Origin of the sequence: Actinophytocola sp., assembly GCF_009379765.1 — a bacterium.
Lineage (GTDB): Bacteria > Actinomycetota > Actinomycetes > Mycobacteriales > Pseudonocardiaceae > Actinophytocola.
Map to the genome: position 1 here is coordinate 1 of NZ_WHTD01000175.1, position 17,509 is coordinate 17,509.

Below are 17,509 nucleotides of genomic sequence, written 5' to 3' on the forward strand. Positions count from 1 at the left end.
GCCCTATGAGCAACCCCCGCCAGGGGGAGCACGCTCGATGTCTAGACCGCGGAACCGCTCACCAGCCGAACAGTCCGTCCTGCGGTAACCAACCCGCGCATATCAGACTGACAACGCGTCGACACCGACACGCTCGCCACCACCTCTGCGGAATCCGGACACCGCCTCACCCTGCCCACTTGACAAACCAACCTACATATCAGGGCGTGTCTCCCATATCGGGTAAGCCACGCGGTGTCCTGTCTCATCGAAGGCGGCACAGTCTCACTGAATCTGGCGAGATTCAACGACCGGATGCGACCCGGCCCAGCGCGTCACCAACTCATGTCACGCGAGACCTCGACCCGCGCGGCGATGACATCCGGGGTCTCGGTGAACAGCACGCGCCACTATGGTGGACCGATGGCGTCGGTCAAGCAGTTCCAAGTCACCTTCGACTGCGCAGAACCTGAGCGCGTCGCTCGTTTCTGGTGCGAGGTGTTGGGGTACGTCGTACCGCCGCCACCGGAGGGGTTTGCCACTTGGGACGATTTCGAACGCTCGCGGCCGCCTGAGCAGCAGGGCTCAGCGTTCGCCTGCATTGATCCCTCAGGTGTGGGCCCGCGACTGTTCTTCCAGCGCGTTCCCGAAGGCAAGGTCGTCAAGAATCGGCTGCATCTTGACGTGCGGGTCGGCACCGGGCTCGTGGGTGACGAGCGCCTCGCCACACTCGAGGCCGAATGCGCACGACTGGTCGCGCTCGGCGCGGTACGCGTGCGACTACTGCTTGCCGATGGCGACAACGAGTCGTGCCTCGTGATGCAGGACATCGAGGGCAACGAGTTCGATCTCGACTGAGGGGCCGCGAACGTGTCCTCGTTCTGTCCCCATGGGCCAGGACAAAGACCCGCCCCCGACCTGTCAGGGCGCTGTGGCGCAGATCGCCGGATCAGGCGCTCGGGACGGGCGAGCCGGGCGGCCGGTTCGACAGATTACGACAAGTTCGATGAGACGGACCCGGTGGTCTGCGTCTCACTGAATCTGGCGCACCGCAGCCCAGCGGCGACGCTCTGCGCAAGGTCGGATGCGAGAGGACACACGCGCGCGGGAGCATCGTGAGGTGACGAGCTACTTCCAGCGTGTTCAGTGGCTTCACGACAACGCTGAGGATCCGGTACTGCTCTGGGCGCACGTCGTCGACGGTTGGGAAGTGCGGAAGGTCGACGAGTTCGCTGACGGGCGCCTCGAGTGGGCGGACGATGAGCAGGAGTCGGGCTGCGTCCGGGGAGATCGCTGCGGATCCGCAGTTCGTGGTCGTGGACCGCTCCGTCTTCGAGCGCGTCTGGCAGCGACCTCGCGGTGGTGCCTGAGACTGGCTGGTCAACAACGCATCCACCTGGGCATAGGGTTGGGCGGCATGGCGCTGCGACTTGTTCAGGTGAATTTCAAGGCTCGGGATGACTCAGCGCTCGGCCGGTTTTGAGCGGAGGTGGCCCGGCTGCGGGCTCTGGGCGCCACTGACGCCGACGTCGGCCAGGACGATGTGCCATGGATGTGCCTCGTCGACTCGGAGGGCAACGAGTTCTGCGTCCTCACCCCGGGCTGACGCAGAGCCTCGGCTCCTATGCGCGCGTCCAGGCGATGCAGGCACAGAGGATGTAGGCAGCGCGGTAGGTGATGGCGAGCTTGTCGTAGCGGGTTGCCAGTCCTCGCCACTGCTTGGCGAGGTTGAAGTGCCGCTCGACGACGTTGCGGCCTCTGTAGGTGTCGGCATCCAGGTGCGGGGGTCGCCCGCCAGCGGAGCCTTTGCGTCGGCGGGCGGCGATCTCGTCCTTCTTCTGCGGGATCACGGCCTTGATGCCGCGCCGGGATCCCGGTCCGGTACCGGTAGACGATTCCCTCGACCACCTGGCGGTTGTCACCGAACGGGTGCCCACGCCGGCCGACGTTCGACGGCAGCAACGGCTCGATCTGCTCCCACTGCGCATCGGACAACGAACGGAACCGCAACGAACTCACCCCGCGATCATGCAGCGCGCCTCACCGCGCATATGGGAGACACGCCCTAGCAGTCGTAGAGGCTGCTCGGGTGGACGCGTTCGCAGTAGCGGACATGCAGGTGGTTGTCGTGGTTGGGGTACTGGGTGGTCAGGCCCTCGTCGATCAGGACCGGGTCGTTGAAGAAGATCAGCTTCACGTGGCCCGGCGCCGCCGCGCGGATCGCCTGGGCCAGTGCGCGGGTCCCCGCGCGGTCGTAGGTCGCCGACTGCCAGGTAATCCGGCCCGCTGTGCACTGGGCGTTGTCCGTGCGCATCGGCCAGATGTCGATGTCCAGGCCCACGTCGTGGCTGCCGTGGCCGGGGATGTCGCCGCCGTGCTCGAAGCCCGCGTCGCCGAGCGGGACGGGGCGACTGAACGCTCGGACCGCCTGCTCCAGCTGCGCGACGGCCGCCGCGGTCGCCCAGTTGGCCGCCGTGCCGTTGCCGTCCGGGTCCTGGTCGCAGATGCCCGCGCCGAAGTCCGGATAGTCGTAGTGCCACACCAGGTTGCGCCACGTCGTCGGGCCGACCACGCCGTCCACCCCGATGCCGGCGTGCTGCTGGAACGACCGCACGGCAGTGGTCACCGACGCGTCGAACACGCCGTTCACCGGCAGCGACAGGCGGCGCTTCGCGTTCAGCTCCACCTGCAGCGCCCGCACCGCCGGGCCGCTCGCGCCCTGGCTGACCTGCGGCACCAGCGCACCCCACGTCGCGGGCCCCACGATCCCGTCGACGCCGAGCCCCGACGCGGACTGGAACGCGCGCACCGCCGTGGTGGTAGCCGCGCCGAACACGCCGTCGGTCGGCGTCGCGTGGCCGCGGTGGGCGAGCAAGTGCTGCAGCGCCAGCACGTCCGCGCCCCGGTTGCCGGTGCTCTGGGTGTGGAAGAACGCGCTCGGGTACGCGCTCGCGGGCGAGCTCAGCAACAGCGAGCCGACCACGGCGACGGCCGCGGCGAGCGCGACCAGGGAACGGCGGAGAGTGACCATGGCACCATATTATGGTGAAGGATCTCCGAGAATGTAACCGTGTCCGTTAGGTCTTCACTGATGCTCATCCGACGGGCCCGTGCACTAGAATCTCCGGGCATGGCGGACATCCCGATGGCGAACGTTCTGCTGTTCGCCGTCGCCGTGATCGCGCCGACGCTGCTGTTCTGGATCATGCTGCGGGTGCCGCGCCTCGTCGACGGCGTCGGCGCGCGGATCCGGCGCCGCCGGACGCCGGCGGCCACCGCGCCGCCCATCGAACGGCTCGCCGCCGACCTTCGCCGGGTGCACCGCTCGCTCGCGGACTGCCCGCCCGGCACCCCGGCCGTCCGCCGCGAGGCCGCCCGGCAGGCCTACGACGCGCTCCTGTGTCAGGCCTGCACGGCCGTCGACGTCGCGAACCGGCTCGACGTCCTGCCCGAGGGGATCGAGCGCGAGATGGAACGCCTCCGCGTCGAGGAGTCCCTGCGCCGGGCCGGCCTCGCCATCCCCTGACCGAGCCATCCCCTGACCCAGCTATTCCCGGACCGAGCCGCCGAGCAGCGCCGGCAGCACCGACCCCAGCGGGTCGCGCAGCACGATCGCGGCCAGCGAGTCGTACGGCGTCTCCGAGCCGTTGCAGATCACCACCGGCGCGCCGGCCCGCGCCGCCAGCCCGACGAGCCCGGCCGCCGGCTGCACGGCCAGCGAGCTCCCGGCCACCAGCATCAGGTCGCACTCGACCACCGCGTCCCGGGCCCGGACGAGCAGATCCGCGTCGAGCGGCTGCCCGAACGAGATCGTGGCCGACTTGAGGATCCCGCCGCACGCGAGGCACGCCGGATCCGGATCGCCGGCCGCCACCCGGTCCAGCGCGTCCCGCATCGGCCGCCGGTCCCCGCACGACAGGCAGACCGTGTCGAACATCGACCCGTGCAGCTCGTGCACCAGCGACGGGCTGGAGCCGGCCTTCTGGTGCAGCCCGTCGATGTTCTGGGTGACGATCGCGAGCAGCCGCCCGGCCCTCTCGAGCTCCACGAGCGCCCGGTGCGCGGCGTTCGGCTCGGCGTCCCACACCGGATGCGCGAGCCGCGCCTGCCACGACTGGCGCCGCACCGCGGGGTCCTCCTGGTAGGCCCGCAGGCTCGACAGCCGCTCACTGCCTGGGTTGCGCGTCCAGAGCCCGTTGGGCCCGCGGAAGTCGGGGATCCCGGAGTCGGTGGAGATCCCGGCTCCGGACATCACGACCACCCGCGAGGCCTCGGCCACCGTCGCGGCCGCCTCCGCCAGCTCGTCCGGGTCCCTCATCCCGCCCCTCACCTGCCGGCGACCCACTCGAGGAGCTCGTCGGCGGTCTTCGTGTTGATCACGCGGTCCGCGGGCACCGCGCACTCCTCGGCGCGCTCGCACCCGTACGGCAGCCAGTCCAGCTGGCCCGGCGCGTGCGCGTCGCTGTCGATCGAGAACACGCAGCCCGTGTCCAGCGCCTGGGAGAGGAGCCGGCGCGGCGGGTCGAGCCGGTCCGGCCGGGAGTTGATCTCCACCGCGACACCGGCGGACCGGCAGGCGGCGAAGACCTCCTCGGCGCGGAACTCGGACTCCGGGCGCCCCCGGCCGAGGACCTTGCGACCGGTGCAGTGGCCGAGGATGTCGGTGTGCGGGTTCTCGACCGCGGCGATCATCCGGTCGGTCATCTCCGCGCTCGACATCCGCAGCTTCGAGTGGACGCTGGCGACGACCACGTCCAGTCGGGCCAGCAGCTCGGGCGTCTGGTCCAGCGCGCCGTCATCCAGGATGTCCACCTCGATGCCCGTGAGAACGCGGAACGGGGCCAACTCGCGGTTGAGCTCGGTCACTACGTCCAGCTGTCGCCACAACCGCTCGGCAGACAGCCCGTTGGCCACCGTCAGCCGGGGGGAGTGGTCGGTCAGCACCATCCAGTCGTGGCCGAGCATGATCGCCGCCTCGGCCATCTCCCGGATCGGGCTGCCGCCGTCGGACCATTCGGAATGGGTGTGGCAGTCGCCGCGCAGGGCGTCGCGCATCGCCTCCCCGCCGGCCACCGGCTCGATGCCCTGGACGAGCAGTCTGCCCAGGTAGGAGGGGTGCTCGCCGCGGGCGGCCTCGATGATGACACCCGCCGTGGAGCGGCCGATCCCGGGCAGGCCGGTGAGCGTGCCGGCCCGCAGCCGGTCCTCGAGCTCACCCTCGGCCAGGCCGTCGACGACCCCCGCGGCACGCCGGAACGCCTGCACCTTGTGGGTCGGCTCGCCGGACCGCTCCAGCAGGAACGCGATCTGGCGGAGTGCTCGGGAAGGGTCCATTCAGCCCACCCGAGAGGGTTCGAGCGGGCTCGTGACACACTCGGAACGAGCCGGGTTTTGCCGATGCATACGACCATGATTCCGGATCGGGTAGTCGCGGAGCCTCGGGGCTCGTATCCTGGGGGGTGACGCCCCCGGAGCGGGGCGCCCGCCGGGTCCGGCGGCCAACACCGTGAGAGCCCGGCGCTCGCGACCGCTGTGCCGGAGGAGGAACGAATGCCACTCTCCGAGCACGAGCAGCGACTGCTCGACCAGATTGAGCGTGCGCTCTACGCCGAGGATCCCAAGTTCGCATCCACGGTGCGCGGCGCGCGCCTGCGCCGTCCGTCCCGGCGCCGACGCCTTCAGGGCATCGCGCTGTTCGTACTGGGTGTCGCACTTCTGGTGCTGGGAGTAATCCTGCCGCTGAAGCCTGGCGGTGTCCCGGTAGTCAGTTTGCTCGGCTTCCTGGTCATGTTCTTCGGTGCGTTGCTCACGCTCTCCGCCCTGCGACAAGGTGGCGGCGAGGCTGAGGAGGGCGCCGGGGAGTCCGAAGGCGGCGGGGCGTCCAAGGCCCGCCGCAGCTCGTTCTCGCAGCGCATGGAGGACCGCTTCCGCAAGCGGTTCGACGAGGAGCCATAGGCCCGGCTCCCGCAGAGGTCGTCGGGCGCCACCAGTGGCACCCGACCGTCCTTCGTGCGTGACATCGGCCGCAGCACGAGTGTTTTTCGAGACCCCATAAGGCAAAATCGGCCTGGCACCCGTCACATGATGGAGGTTTGCCGTGGGCCTGCGGATTCCCGAGCACGCACAGTGGACGCGATTGGCCGAGCGGGTCGCCGGGGTGGCCCCTTCCGGCTTTGCCGGTGACCGTCTGCGCAACCTGTACGAAGGGCACTGGCAGGACGTCGGCGAACGGTCGCCGATGGTCTCCCCGGTCGACCAGACCACCATCGGTCAGCTGTCCAAAGTGGATGAGCCGACCGCGCTGAAGGCCGTCGCCGCCGCGCACCAGCAGCACCGCGAGTGGGGCGAGGTGCCGCTGGCCGACCGCAAGGCCAGGGTCACCGCCGCCGTCGACGCGATGACCGAGGCCCGCGACGACCTCGCCCTGCTGCTGGCGTGGGAGATCGGCAAGCCGTGGAAGCTCGCGTGCGCCGACGTCGACCGGGCGCTGGACGGGGTGCGCTGGTACCTGGAGAACATCGACGAGATGCTCGCCACCGACGCGCAGGGCAGACCGTTCGAGCGGACGCCGCTGCCCGGCCCGGTCAGCAACATCGCGAGCTGGAACTACCCGATGTCGGTGCTGGTGCACGCCGAGCTGGTGCAGCTCCTCGCCGGCAACGCGGTCATCGCGAAGACGCCGACCCAGGGCGGCGCGGTCTGCCTCACCGTCGCGCACGCGCTGATGAACGACGCCGGCCTGCCGGTCACGCTGCTCTCCGGCGACGGCTCGAAGCTCTCCGGCGCGCTGGTGCGCTCGATGGAGCTCGGCGCGCTCGCGTTCGTCGGCGGCCGGGACAACGGCGGCAAGGTGGCCGCCCAGCTCGTCGACACCGGCAAGCGGCACATGCTCGAGCAGGAGGGCCTCAACTGCTGGGGCATCTGGGAGTTCTCCGACTGGGCGGGCCTCTCCGCGCATCTGCGGAAGGGCTTCGAGTACGCCAAGCAGCGCTGCACCGCCTACCCGCGCTTCGTGGTCCAGCGCGACCTGGTCGACGCGTTCCTCGCGACTTACCTGCCGGTGGTGCAGTCGATCCGGTTCGGGCACCCGCTCGCGGTCGACGGCAGTGACGGCAAGGCCGCGAAGAAGCCCGACCTGCCGGTGCTGGACTTCGGCCCGATGATCTCCGCGGCCAAGGCCGCCGACCTGCGCAAGCGGGTGGACGAGGCGCTGCACCACGGCGCCGTGCCGCTCTACCGCGGGTCGCTGGACGAGGGCCGGTTCCTCCCGGGCCAGGACACGTCGGCCTACGTCGCGCCGACTGCGCTCCTCGCCCCGCCCGGGGCCAGCCGGCTCATGCACGAGGAGCCGTTCGGCCCGGTCGACACCATCGTCGTGGTGGACACCAAGGCGGAGCTGCTGGCCCAGATGAACGCGTCCAACGGCGCCCTGGTGGCCAGTATCGCCTGCGACGACGCGGAGCTCGCCGACGACCTCGCGCAGCACGTGCAGGCGTTCAAGGTCGGGGTGAACAAGCCGCGCTCCCGCGGTGACCGCGCGGAGCCGTTCGGCGGCCGCGGCGGCTCGTGGAAGGGCGCCTTCGTGGGCGGCGTGCACCTGGTGCACGCGGTGACGCAGGGCCCGGTGGACGAGCTGCTGTACGGCAACTTCCCGGACTACAACCGCTACCCGGCGGTCTGACCGCACCCCCGTTCGCCGTATCACGCTACTTTTGCTTGGAATCAACCAACTTCTGTTGCTAGATTTCGAAAGTCGGTTGGTTTCGACCCGAAGGCGGGCGCGACATGGTGAACGACCACCCCATGACCCGACGAGCGCTGCTCGCCGGCGCCGGGACCACGGCGCTGTGGCTGGCGGCCGGCCGGTCCGGCGCGAGCGCGGCTCCGGGTGACCCCGCGGGTGACCCGCGGGGTCACGGTGGCGGCCGGCGGCCGCGGGCGGGCACCCGGGCTGCGCTACTGGTACCCGGTGCGGCCCGCGCGCGGCACCGTGACGAGCGACATCTGCGTCTACGGCGGCACCTCCGCCGGCGTCTCGGCGGCCGTCCAGGCGGCGAGGTCGGGGCGGTCGGTCGTGCTCGTCGCGTTCGGCCCGCATCTCGGTGGGCTGACCGCCGCCGGGCTCGGCGCCACCGACTCCGGGCGGATCGAGGCGATCGGCGGGCTGTCCCGGGAGTTCTACCGGCGGGTCGGCGCGCACTACGGCCGGCCGGAGTCCTTCGGGTTCGAGCCGCACGTCGCGGAGGAGGTGTTCGACGCCTGGGTGGCCGAGGAGTCGATCCCCAGCTACCGCGAGCACCGCCTGTCCGCCGTGGACCTCGAAGGCGGCCGGATCACCGCGCTGCGCACCGAGAACGGCAAGGTGTTCCGGGCGAACGTCTTCATCGACGCCAGCTACGAGGGCGACCTGATGGCCGCCGCCGGCGTCAGCCACACCGTCGGGCGCGAGTCCAACGCCACCCACGGCGAGACGCTCAACGGCGTCCAGATCCGCACCGGCCACCAGTTCCAGCGCACGATCGACCCGTACCGCACACCCGGCGACCCGGCGAGCGGCCTGCTCCCGGGCATCCAGGCCGACCCGGTCGGCACGCCGGGTGAGGGCGACCACCGCATCCAGGCGTTCAACTTCCGCGTCTGCCTCACCAAGGCGGCCGACCGGCGGCCGTTCCCACGCCCGCCCGGCTACGACCCGGCCCGCTACGAGCTGCTGCGCCGCTACATCGACGCCGGTGTGTGGGACGCGATACGGCTCAACACCCCGATGCCGAACGGGAAGACCGACCTGAACAACAACGGCGCGGTCAGCTCGGACAACATCGGCCGCAACTACGGCTGGCCGGCCGGCGACTACCGCGAGCGCGAACGGATTTTCCAAGATCACGTCCGGTACCAGCAGGGCATGCTGTACTTCCTCGCCAACGACCCGACGGTGCCCGCGGCGATCCGCGCGGAGGTGAGCGCCTGGGGCCTGCCGGCGGACGAGTTCGCGCAGACCGGCGGCTGGCCGCACGAGCTGTACATCCGCGAGGGCAGGCGGATGGTCGCCGACTACGTGGTGACCGAGCACGACTGCCGCTGGACCCGCACCGCGCCGGACCCGGTCGGGCTGGCCTCCTACAACATGGACTCGCACAACTGCGCCCGCGTGGTCGTCGACGGCGCCGCGCGCAACGAGGGCGACGTGCAGGTCGGCCCCGCCGGGCCGTACGGGATCTCCTACCGGGCGATCGTGCCGGCGCGCGGCGAGTGCCCGAACCTCGTGGTGCCGGTGGCGCTCTCGGCGTCGCACATCGCGTTCGGGTCGGTGCGGATGGAGCCGGTGTTCATGCTGCTCGGCCACGCCGCCGCGGCCGCCGCGGACCTCGCGCTGCGCGACGGGGTCGCCGTGCAGGACGTCGACTACCCGACGCTGCGCCGCGAGCTGCTGGCCGACGGGATGGTGCTGACCTGGCCGCCGGGCCAGGGTCCGGTGACCGTCGACGCACCCAACTCGCCCGCGCCCGGAGCGCCGTTCCCGGTGACGGTCGCGGTCCGCAACGACGAGGGCGTCGCCGTGTCCGACGTCGCGCTGGCGCTGGCCGTGCCGCCGGGATGGGCCGCGTCGCCGGCTGGTCCGACCACCGCGCCAGCGCTGGCCGCAGGCGCCACGTTCGCCGCCGAGTGGGCGGTCACCGCGACCACGCCGGCGGAACTCCTCGATGCGGACGTCGTGTCGGCGACCGCCGGGTATGCCGCCGGGGAGCCCGTGTCGTTCTCGGCGTCGCGGACCGTGCGGGTCGCCGAACCGGTGGCCGCGCCGCTGGTGACCGCCGCGTCGACGGCGGCGCTGTTCGCCCAGCGGGGTGCGCGGCTCGCGGTCGTGGCGGCGGGCCGGGACATGTGGACCGGCATCGACGAGTACGGCGCGATCCTGCACCCCGGCGCGGCGGGCCCGGCGTCGACGGCGGAGGTCACGCTCGTCGCCCAGGACGCCACGGACCCCAACGCGCGGGCCGGCCTCGCGTTCCGCAACGACCTGCGTGCCCCCGGCTCCGCGACGGGCTACGTGGTGCTGGTCGCCAAGCCCGCCAACGGTTTCATGCTCCTCTGGGACGCCGACGGCGACGGCACCCTGGACTCCGTGGCCCGCCTGGAGCTGAACCCGACCCCGTACCCGGCCCGGCTGCGCCTGACCCGCGCGGGCACCCGGTTCACCGGCACCGTCAGCACGGACGGCGGCACCACCTGGCGCGACGTCGGCACGGCGGACCTCCCGTCCGCGGCGTCCACACAGGACGTCGGGGTGCTGTGCTGCGCGCACGCCACGACACCCGGCCGGGCCTTGTTCGACGGCCTGACGATCACCTGACCCACTCGGCGCGCGGGGCGTTCGCCCTCATCCGGTGCGGCGGCGCAGGACCGAGCGGGGGAGCAGCTTCGCCCGCCACCCCAACGGATCCGAGCGGCGCAGGCCCGCGATCAGCCGGTCGAAGGCCGGGCCCAGCGTTGGGTCCGGTGTGGTGCTTCCGCCGTACCAGGACCGTTCCACCTCGCCGACCACCGTGCGCAACGCCTGCTTGCCGTCGTCGTCCAGGTCGTGGTCGTTGGCCAGGCGCCGGGCGGCCACCCGGACCGTCTCCGTCTGGTCGACCTCCGCGCCGCGGTCGGTCGACTCCGCCAGCAGCTCCGCCCACGCCGACGTCGCCGCGGTCGGGCCGTTGGTGTGGACCTCGTGCCGCCGGTGCAGCCGCATGCGTTCGCGGATGAGGCCGGGCGCCGCGGCGAGCAGCAGCACGAGCACCAGCGCCGCGAGCCACCAGGAGACCACGGCGGCCAGGAACACCACGGTGAGCGTCCAGGCCACCGCCGCGAGCGGGACGTACCGCCTGCGACGGCCCGGCGGACCGGTGCCGGACAGTGCCGTCATCAGCGCCGACAGACCGACGAGCGCGCCGATCGTCACCCACTGCCAGGTCTGCGCGCCGCCCTGCCCCAGGTTGGCGGCCCCGGCGCCCGCTTGGTCGTTCTGCGGGTTCTGCGGGTCGTCCGTCGGTCCGGCCGGTGCCGACGGCGCGGGCGACTGCTCGGTCTGGGTCGTCGGGTCGTCCTCCGGACCGGACGACCCGCTCTCCGCGGCGTAGGGCGGGGTGTAGGTCGTGCCGTCGGACAGGGGCGTCGGGTCGAACTGGATCCAGCCCAGCCCGGGGAAGAACACCTCGACCCACGCGTGCGCGTTCTGCGTGGTGATCGACCGGTAGTCGCCGGACTCGAAGCCGGCGGTGTAGCCCATCGCGACCCGGGACGGGATGCCGGCCGCGCGCAGCAGGATCGCCATCGACGACGCGTACTGCTCGCAGAACCCGGACTTGCTGTCGAACAGGAAGTCCTCGAGGGCGGACTCGTCGCTGCCGGCCGCGGTCTCGGTGTCGTAGACGAACCCGTTGCCGGGGTCGAAGTACGCCAGGATCGCCCTCACCTTGTCGAACGTCGCCGCGTGCCTCGCGGTCAGCTGGTTGGCCAGCGCGGTGACGCGCTCGTCGATGCCGTCGCGGACCATGTACACGTCCGGGACGTCACCGGGCAGTGCCGGGCGTGCCGCCCGCAGTTGGTCGCCGCTGGGCTGGCTGAGGTCGGCCTCCTCGACGTAGCGGGGGAGCTGCCGCTTGGTGGGGCCGTAGATCATGCCGCCGACCGGGTCGTAGCGCATGTCTTCTGGCAGGTCGCGCATCCGCAGCGGGATGCCGAAGACCGGCGCCCAGGTGTCGTTGGAGTTGACCGGCTCGATGTCGATCTCGACGGCCTTGGACGGGCCGTAGCTCTGCAGCAGCCCGTCCGGTGCCGGCAGCCTGCGGTCCGCGGGCGCGCCGGCCGGCAGTTCCTCGGGAGGCAGCCAGCCGCCGTTGCCGTCGAACCGGGACAGCGTCAGCGCGCGCAGGTAGCGGGGGTCGTCGCCGAGGTTGCGGACCCGGAACAGCTCGATGTTGCCGTCCTGGTCGAGCATGCCGCGCAGCGAGGTGAACGGGTTGAGGCCGAGACCGTTGGACGCGCCGCCGTTCTGGCCGCCGGGCAGCTGGCCGACCGTGCCGATGAAGGTGACCGTGGCCCCGGCGAACAGCGCGATCGCCACGGCGCCGGACACGAGCGAGGCAGGCGAGCCGACCCCGCCGCTGGTGCCCTGCACCATCGGCCGGTTGCTCCACTGCTGGTGCCGGTGCGCGCCGTCGACCGCGAGGAGGGCCGCGAAGGAGACCGCGCCGAGCACGAACGCCCACCAGGGCAGCATCTCGTCGGCGAGCGAGGCGGGCACCGCGTAGACGCACAGCAGCACCAGGCCACAGGCGGCCGGCGTGCCCGCGGACACCGCGAGCGTGTCGACCAGCACCGCGACCAGCCCGATCGCGATGACCACCAGGCACAGCACCGCGGGGGTGGCCTCGACCGGTGGCACCCCGGTGCGCACGACCTCGATGGAGGTTCGCAGCACGTCGCCGAGCTCGGCGAACGCCGCCGGCCCGGGGAACAGTCCCAGGATCCCGCTGTCGGTGAACAGCGCGACCAGCAGGCACAGCACCGAGAACATCTGGGCGAGGCCCACCAGCAGGATCGGCGTGCGGACCGCGCGCAGCCCGAGGCCGACCGCGGTGACGACGGTGACCGCCACGCCGGCGTAGCCCCACCAGCGCAGCCCGTCGATGACCCCGGCGAGCGCGAGCGACGCGCACAGCGTGGTGACCGCGGCGACCACCGGCGTCACGGTCATCGACCACTGCGCGGCGGTCAGCTCCCCGGCCTGGGGTGGCCGCCCGGGGGGCGGCGGTGGCGTGGCGGGGTCGGCCGGGTGATGGTCGGTGCGCTCACTGGCTGTCTCCGGTGAGTGTTGGACTCGCGGGTCCTGGGGGTTGGACTCGCGGGCTCTGAGTGTCGGACTCGCGGGTCGCGAGTGTTGGACTCGCGGGTCCTGGGGGTTGGACTCGCGGGGTCATTGGCCGAATCCGCTGGTCAGGGCGTCGTTGCGGGTGCCGATGCTGCGGCACAGGGTGGACCAGGTGGCGGTCATCGGGATGTTCGGGCGGGCGACCGTCACGCCCCAGCCCGCGCCGCGCAGCAGGGCGGTCGCGCCGTCGATGTCGGTATCCACGCCGCCGCCCACCTCACCGCCGTCCTCGCCGGCCGCGCCCCACGCCGCGGTGTCGAGCAGCACGGCGAGGCTGCGGTTGCCGCGGGAGCGCTGGCCGATGAGCTGGCTGAGCGACTCCGGGCTCGTGGCGCCGAGGACCGCGATCAGCTCCTGGCCGTGGCCGGGGTCGTTGCGTGCGTCGATCTCGCGCTGCGGCGTGGCCTGCAGCGCGGCGAGCGCGTCGAGGACCGCGTTGTCGTTGTGGGTGCCGTCGCCGGTGTCGCTGACGATCAGCCGGCCGGTCTCGGTGACCAGCCGGACGCGCTGGCCGTAGCGGTGCAGGTGCAGGCAGATGCTCGCGACGAACGACACCGCCCACTCCAGGCTCGCGGTCGTGCCGGCGCCGCGGTGCGCGGTGGCGCGGTGGTCGAGCAGCACGGTGGTGCCGCCCCGCCACGGGCGTTCCTCGACCCGCACCATCATCTCGTCGCGCTTGGCGGTGGAGCGCCAGTGCACCTTGCGCAGGTCGTCGCCCTGCCGGTACGGGCGCACGATCGCGTCGTCCTCGCCCTGGCCGGCGGCCAGCCGGACCGAGCCGTCGTCGCCGGAACCGAGGCCGGAGCCGCCGGGCACGCCGTGCAGCGGCACGATCCGCGGCACCACGACCAGCCGCGAGGTGTGCGCGAGCTCGCGCTCGAACTCCGCCAGCCCGAACGGGTCGGTGATCGTCGCCTTCAGCGGGCCGAGCTGCTGGATGCCGCGCAGCATCGGCTGGACCGAGTAACGCAGCCGGGTGCCGGTGTGCCGGGGCAGGTGCTCGATGAGGAAGCGCGGCTTGCCGCCGAGCGAGTAGGGCACGCCGTCGGACACGAGCAGCCCGCCGGTGGGCAGCCGACCGGTGCTGCGGATGTGCAGCGAGACCTCGGCCCGCCCGCCGACCGGCACGCGGACCGGCACGATCTGGCGTTGCGCGTGCAGCCCGACCCGGGCCACCGCGGTAAGGAAGCAGACGAGCAGCGGCAGCGCGACGACGAACACCGACACGCGGAGCAGGTCACGCTCGTTGAGGATGATCGAGCACAGCGCGGCGGCGAGCCCCGCGGCCAGCAGGCATCTGCCCCGCGTGGTCAACCCCGACAGCGCACCGCGTACCGGCCGCGCCACGGCCGGCTACCTGTTCCTGGCCCAGTGCGCGCTCGGGTCCGGCGCCGCCTGCGGCACCGGCACCCGCTGCACCAGGGAACGGATCAGCTCCGCGGTCGACCGGCGGCCGGCCTGCGCCTCCGGGGTGAGCACCAGCCGGTGGGCTAGCACCGGCACGGCGACCGCGTGGATGTCGTCGGGCACCACGAAGTCCCGGCCGGACAGCGCAGCCTGCGCACGAGCCGCCCGCACGAGGTGCAGGGTGGACCGCGGCGAGGCGCCGATGCGGACCTCCGGCAGCCGGCGCGTGGTCGAGGCCAGCTCGACGGCGTACCGGCGGATGTCCGGCGACAGCTTGATGGCGCGCACCGTCTCGATGAGCCCACGCACCTGGTCGGCGTGCGACACTGGCTGCAGGTCCGTGAGCGGGTTGCGTCCGGCGTGCTCGTCGACCATGGCGAGCTCGGCGGCCGGGTCCGGGTAGCCGATCGACACGCGCGCGGTGAACCGGTCGCGCTGCGCCTCGGGCAGCGCGTAGGTGCCCTCCATCTCGATCGGGTTCTGGGTCGCGATGACCATGAACGGCAGTTCGAGATGGTAGGTGTTGGTGTCGACGGTGACCTGCTCCTCCTCCATGCACTCCAGCAGCGCGGACTGGGTCTTGGGGGAGGCGCGGTTGATCTCGTCGCCGACCACGATGTTCGCGAACACCGGGCCGGGCCGGAACTCGAAGTCGTTGGTCTGCCGGTTGAAGATCGACACGCCGGTCACGTCGCTGGGCAGCAGGTCCGGGGTGAACTGGATCCGGCTGACCGTGCAGTCGATGGACCGCGCGAGGGCCTTGGCCAGGGACGTCTTGCCGACCCCGGGCACGTCCTCGACGAGCAGGTGTCCTTCGGCGAGCAGGGTGACGAGGGCGATCCGCACCACTTCGGGCTTGCCTACCAGGACCCGCTCGACGTTGGCCGCGATCCGCTGTGCGGTGGCGTTCAGCTCGTCGAGCGAGGAAGGCTGCCGGTAGTGGTTGTTGTTGAGCGGCTCGGACGCATGTGCTGCGTAGGGGTCACCGCCAGGCGCTGCGTAGGGGTTGCCGGGCAGCGCCGATGGCGGGGTACTGGACGTCACGCGACCTCCTGGTGCTCTTACTTCGGCGCAAGCCTTCTACGAAGTGTGTCAAACCGCTGAGAAGTGGGGTCTCCCCAGCGTCTTCTCCGGTGTCCTCATTCATTGTCTACGCCTCCGGGCCGGTTCGTGTTCCGGATCTCGCATTCGCGTCACGGCCCGTCCGGTGCGGTGCGCCCGCACGGTGTCCCCACGACTCCCCACGGGAGGCCCCGGCGGCCCCCGATCCGCTCTCGATCCGAGGACGTGCGGGGCCTTTGGTGGTTCATCGGGCGGCCGAAGCCGCCCGTTAGGGCACCCGGTCGGGGGAGGCCCGGCATCGTCCCCCACTTTCCTCCCACCCCGTTTACCTGCGTAAACGCGGATGACTCGACGATCTAGCTCCTCGATTCGCCGTTGACTGTGGAGAAAAGTGGGGTACGGTGGCGGCAAGTGGGGCGGAAGGGGGCCTCATGACTGGCCCGAGGGCCGGTGGGGAGGTGAGTCGCCGATGTTCCTTGGCACGCACACCCCCAAGTTGGACGACAAGGGGCGGCTCACGCTGCCTGCCAAGTTCCGAGACGCGCTCGCGGGCGGGCTGATGGTCACGAAGGGCCAGGACCACTGCCTGTATGTGTTCCCGAGGGCGGAGTTCGAGGAGATGGCACGCAAGGTGGCCGCGGCGCCCCTGACGAACGAGGCGGTTCGCGCCTACCAGAGGTACCTGTTCGCCGGAACCGACGAGCAGCGACCCGACGGGCAGGGGCGGATCGCGGTCGCACCGGAGCTCCGGCGCTATGCCGGGCTCACCAAGGAGTGCGTGGTCATCGGTGCGATCACCCGCCTGGAGATCTGGGACGCGCAAGCGTGGCAGACCTACCTGGACGAGCACGAGGACAGCTACTCCCAGGCCGCTGAGGAGGTCCTCCCGGGGGTGTTCTGACCCCGGACGCTCGGTTCTCCGGGCTTCTCCGGTGGGACGCGGGTGCCGTGAGGCCTCGGTCCGCTCGCTTTCGGCCCTGGCGCACCTTCCCCGGTGCCAGGTTCGACGAGCGGGCGGGGACCTGGCGGCACCCGCGGATCGACTTGTCGCTTTGTCGTCCTGGGAGCGAAGCGGAAGGGGGTGACTCAATGGCTGCCGCGCATGTCCCGGTTCTGCTGGACCGGGTGCTCGCGCTGCTCGCGCCCGCGCTCGCCGACCGTGCGGCGGTGCTCGTCGACGCCACCATCGGGCTCGGCGGCCACGCCGACGCGCTGCTGTCCGCGCACCCGTCGCTCACCCTCGTCGGCCTCGACCGCGACCCGAACGCGCTCGCCCGCTCCGGTGAGCTGCTCGCCCGGCACGGCGACCGGGTGCACCTCGTGCACGCCGTCTACGACGAGATGCCCGACGTGCTCACCCGCCTCGGCTACCGCGCGACCAACTCGGTCGCGGGGGTGCTCATGGACCTCGGGGTGTCCTCGATGCAGCTCGACGTCGCCGAGCGCGGCTTCGCGTACTCGAAGGACGCGCCGCTGGACATGCGGATGGACCCGACCGCCGAGCTCACCGCGGCGGAGGTCCTCAACACCTACCCCGCGGCGGACCTCGCCCGGATCCTGCGCGACTACGGCGAGGAGCGGTTCGCCCGCCGGATCGCCGACGCGGTCGTCGCGGCCCGGTCCCGGGAGCCGTTCGCCTACAGCGGCCGGCTCGTCCAGCTGCTCTACGACACGGTGCCCGCGGCCAGTCGGCGGACTGGCGGGCACCCGGCCAAGCGGACCTTCCAGGCGCTGCGCATCGAGGTGAACGGCGAGCTGGAGGCCCTGCGCAGGGCGCTGCCGGCGGCGCTGTCCGCCTTGCGGATGGGCGGCCGGATCGTCGTCGAGTCCTACCAGTCACTGGAGGACCGGCTGGTCAAGCGGTCACTGGCGGAGCTCGCGAAGTCGCGGACGCCGCCGGGGGTCCCGGTCGAGCTGCCGGGACACGGCCCGCAGCTGCGCCTGCTCACCCGGGGCGCTGAGCAGGCCGACGAGCAGGAGACGGAGCACAACCCGCGGGCAGCCTCGGTACGGCTGCGTGCGGCAGAGCGGATTCTGGAGGCGGCAGCATGACGGCACCGACCCGATCCAGGTCGACCCGCACCGCTGAGCGCGCGGGCCGGGGCCGGCGCGCGGACTCCGCCCTCGAGCGACGTCGCGAGGCCC

At 71.9% G+C, this 17,509-nt stretch carries 15 protein-coding genes and 2 pseudogenes; 9 read left to right on the forward strand and 8 right to left on the reverse strand.

All coding sequences use genetic code 11. The annotated features are described in order from the left end of the window. Positions 1-402: 402 nt before the first annotated feature. From GEV28_RS35675 to GEV28_RS35685, 3 genes are all read left to right on the forward strand, one after another. A complete protein-coding gene (locus tag GEV28_RS35675; protein ID WP_291417657.1) occupies positions 403-837 on the forward strand; it encodes a VOC family protein in 435 nt (144 codons plus the stop codon). A 262-nt stretch (positions 838-1,099) separates the two neighbouring features. Beyond that, a complete protein-coding gene (locus tag GEV28_RS35680) occupies positions 1,100-1,462 on the forward strand; it encodes a hypothetical protein (RefSeq protein WP_291417659.1) in 363 nt (120 codons plus the stop codon). A 6-nt stretch (positions 1,463-1,468) separates the two neighbouring features. After that, positions 1,469-1,585 (forward strand): VOC family protein, encoded by a 117-nt coding sequence (locus GEV28_RS35685; RefSeq protein ID WP_291417661.1) that lies wholly within the window; start codon positions 1,469-1,471, stop codon positions 1,583-1,585. Between the two features lie 79 nt (positions 1,586-1,664). On the opposite strand, the pseudogene GEV28_RS35690 reads toward GEV28_RS35685, so the two are convergent. From GEV28_RS35690 to GEV28_RS35700, 3 genes and pseudogenes are all read right to left on the reverse strand, one after another. After that, positions 1,665-1,847: pseudogene (locus tag GEV28_RS35690) on the reverse strand (IS5/IS1182 family transposase); the annotation flags it as partial. A gap of 58 nt (positions 1,848-1,905) precedes the next feature. Next, positions 1,906-1,998 (reverse strand): annotated as a pseudogene (locus GEV28_RS35695) (hypothetical protein); the annotation flags it as partial. 46 nt (positions 1,999-2,044) lie between these two features. Continuing rightward, positions 2,045-3,010, reverse strand: a complete 966-nt coding sequence (locus tag GEV28_RS35700) for a penicillin-insensitive murein endopeptidase (RefSeq protein ID WP_291417663.1) — start codon at positions 3,008-3,010, stop codon at positions 2,045-2,047. Between the two features lie 99 nt (positions 3,011-3,109). Here GEV28_RS35700 and GEV28_RS35705 point away from each other — a divergent pair, with 99 nt between their 5' ends. Further along, positions 3,110-3,505 carry a hypothetical protein gene (locus GEV28_RS35705; protein WP_291417665.1) on the forward strand — a complete coding sequence of 132 codons (396 nt, stop codon included), beginning with the start codon at positions 3,110-3,112 and terminating at the stop codon, positions 3,503-3,505. 21 nt (positions 3,506-3,526) lie between these two features. Here the strand turns inward: GEV28_RS35705 and GEV28_RS35710 are convergent, their stop codons facing one another. After that, a complete protein-coding gene (locus GEV28_RS35710) occupies positions 3,527-4,297 on the reverse strand; it encodes a Sir2 family NAD-dependent protein deacetylase (protein WP_291417666.1) in 771 nt (256 codons plus the stop codon). Between the two features lie 8 nt (positions 4,298-4,305). After that, entirely contained in the window at positions 4,306-5,313 is a 1,008-nt protein-coding gene (locus tag GEV28_RS35715; protein ID WP_291417668.1) for a PHP domain-containing protein, read from the reverse strand. A gap of 216 nt (positions 5,314-5,529) precedes the next feature. Between GEV28_RS35715 and GEV28_RS35720 the strand changes: the two genes are divergently transcribed. The 3 genes from GEV28_RS35720 to GEV28_RS35730 all read left to right on the forward strand — a co-directional run bounded on the left by GEV28_RS35720 (position 5,530) and on the right by GEV28_RS35730 (position 10,330). Beyond that, positions 5,530-5,934 (forward strand): DUF3040 domain-containing protein, encoded by a 405-nt coding sequence (locus GEV28_RS35720; RefSeq protein WP_291417670.1) that lies wholly within the window; start codon positions 5,530-5,532, stop codon positions 5,932-5,934. Positions 5,935-6,076: 142 nt separating this feature from the next. Then, positions 6,077-7,660: an aldehyde dehydrogenase family protein gene (locus tag GEV28_RS35725; RefSeq protein WP_291417672.1), complete on the forward strand. Its 1,584-nt coding sequence runs from the start codon at positions 6,077-6,079 to the stop codon at positions 7,658-7,660. Positions 7,661-7,879: 219 nt separating this feature from the next. Next, complete coding sequence (locus tag GEV28_RS35730) at positions 7,880-10,330, forward strand: FAD-dependent oxidoreductase (RefSeq protein ID WP_291417674.1); 2,451 nt, start codon at positions 7,880-7,882, stop codon at positions 10,328-10,330. Between the two features lie 27 nt (positions 10,331-10,357). On the opposite strand, the gene GEV28_RS35735 is transcribed toward GEV28_RS35730, so the two are convergent. The 3 genes from GEV28_RS35735 to GEV28_RS35745 all read right to left on the reverse strand — a co-directional run bounded on the left by GEV28_RS35735 (position 10,358) and on the right by GEV28_RS35745 (position 15,214). Continuing rightward, positions 10,358-12,721 carry a DUF3488 and transglutaminase-like domain-containing protein gene (locus GEV28_RS35735; protein ID WP_291417676.1) on the reverse strand — a complete coding sequence of 788 codons (2,364 nt, stop codon included), beginning with the start codon at positions 12,719-12,721 and terminating at the stop codon, positions 10,358-10,360. A 219-nt stretch (positions 12,722-12,940) separates the two neighbouring features. Next, the gene (locus GEV28_RS35740; protein ID WP_291417679.1) at positions 12,941-14,209 is read right to left on the reverse strand and encodes a DUF58 domain-containing protein; all 1,269 of its coding nucleotides are present in this window, start codon (positions 14,207-14,209) and stop codon (positions 12,941-12,943) included. A gap of 39 nt (positions 14,210-14,248) precedes the next feature. Further along, a complete protein-coding gene (locus GEV28_RS35745) occupies positions 14,249-15,214 on the reverse strand; it encodes a MoxR family ATPase (RefSeq protein WP_291417685.1) in 966 nt (321 codons plus the stop codon). Between the two features lie 619 nt (positions 15,215-15,833). On the opposite strand from GEV28_RS35745, the gene mraZ reads away from it, so the two are divergent. Both mraZ and rsmH read left to right on the forward strand, forming a co-directional pair. Beyond that, complete coding sequence (gene mraZ, locus GEV28_RS35750; protein ID WP_260192729.1) at positions 15,834-16,265, forward strand: division/cell wall cluster transcriptional repressor MraZ; 432 nt, start codon at positions 15,834-15,836, stop codon at positions 16,263-16,265. A 188-nt stretch (positions 16,266-16,453) separates the two neighbouring features. Continuing rightward, positions 16,454-17,416, forward strand: a complete 963-nt coding sequence (gene rsmH / locus GEV28_RS35755) for a 16S rRNA (cytosine(1402)-N(4))-methyltransferase RsmH (RefSeq protein ID WP_291417683.1) — start codon at positions 16,454-16,456, stop codon at positions 17,414-17,416. Positions 17,417-17,509 lie beyond the last annotated feature (93 nt).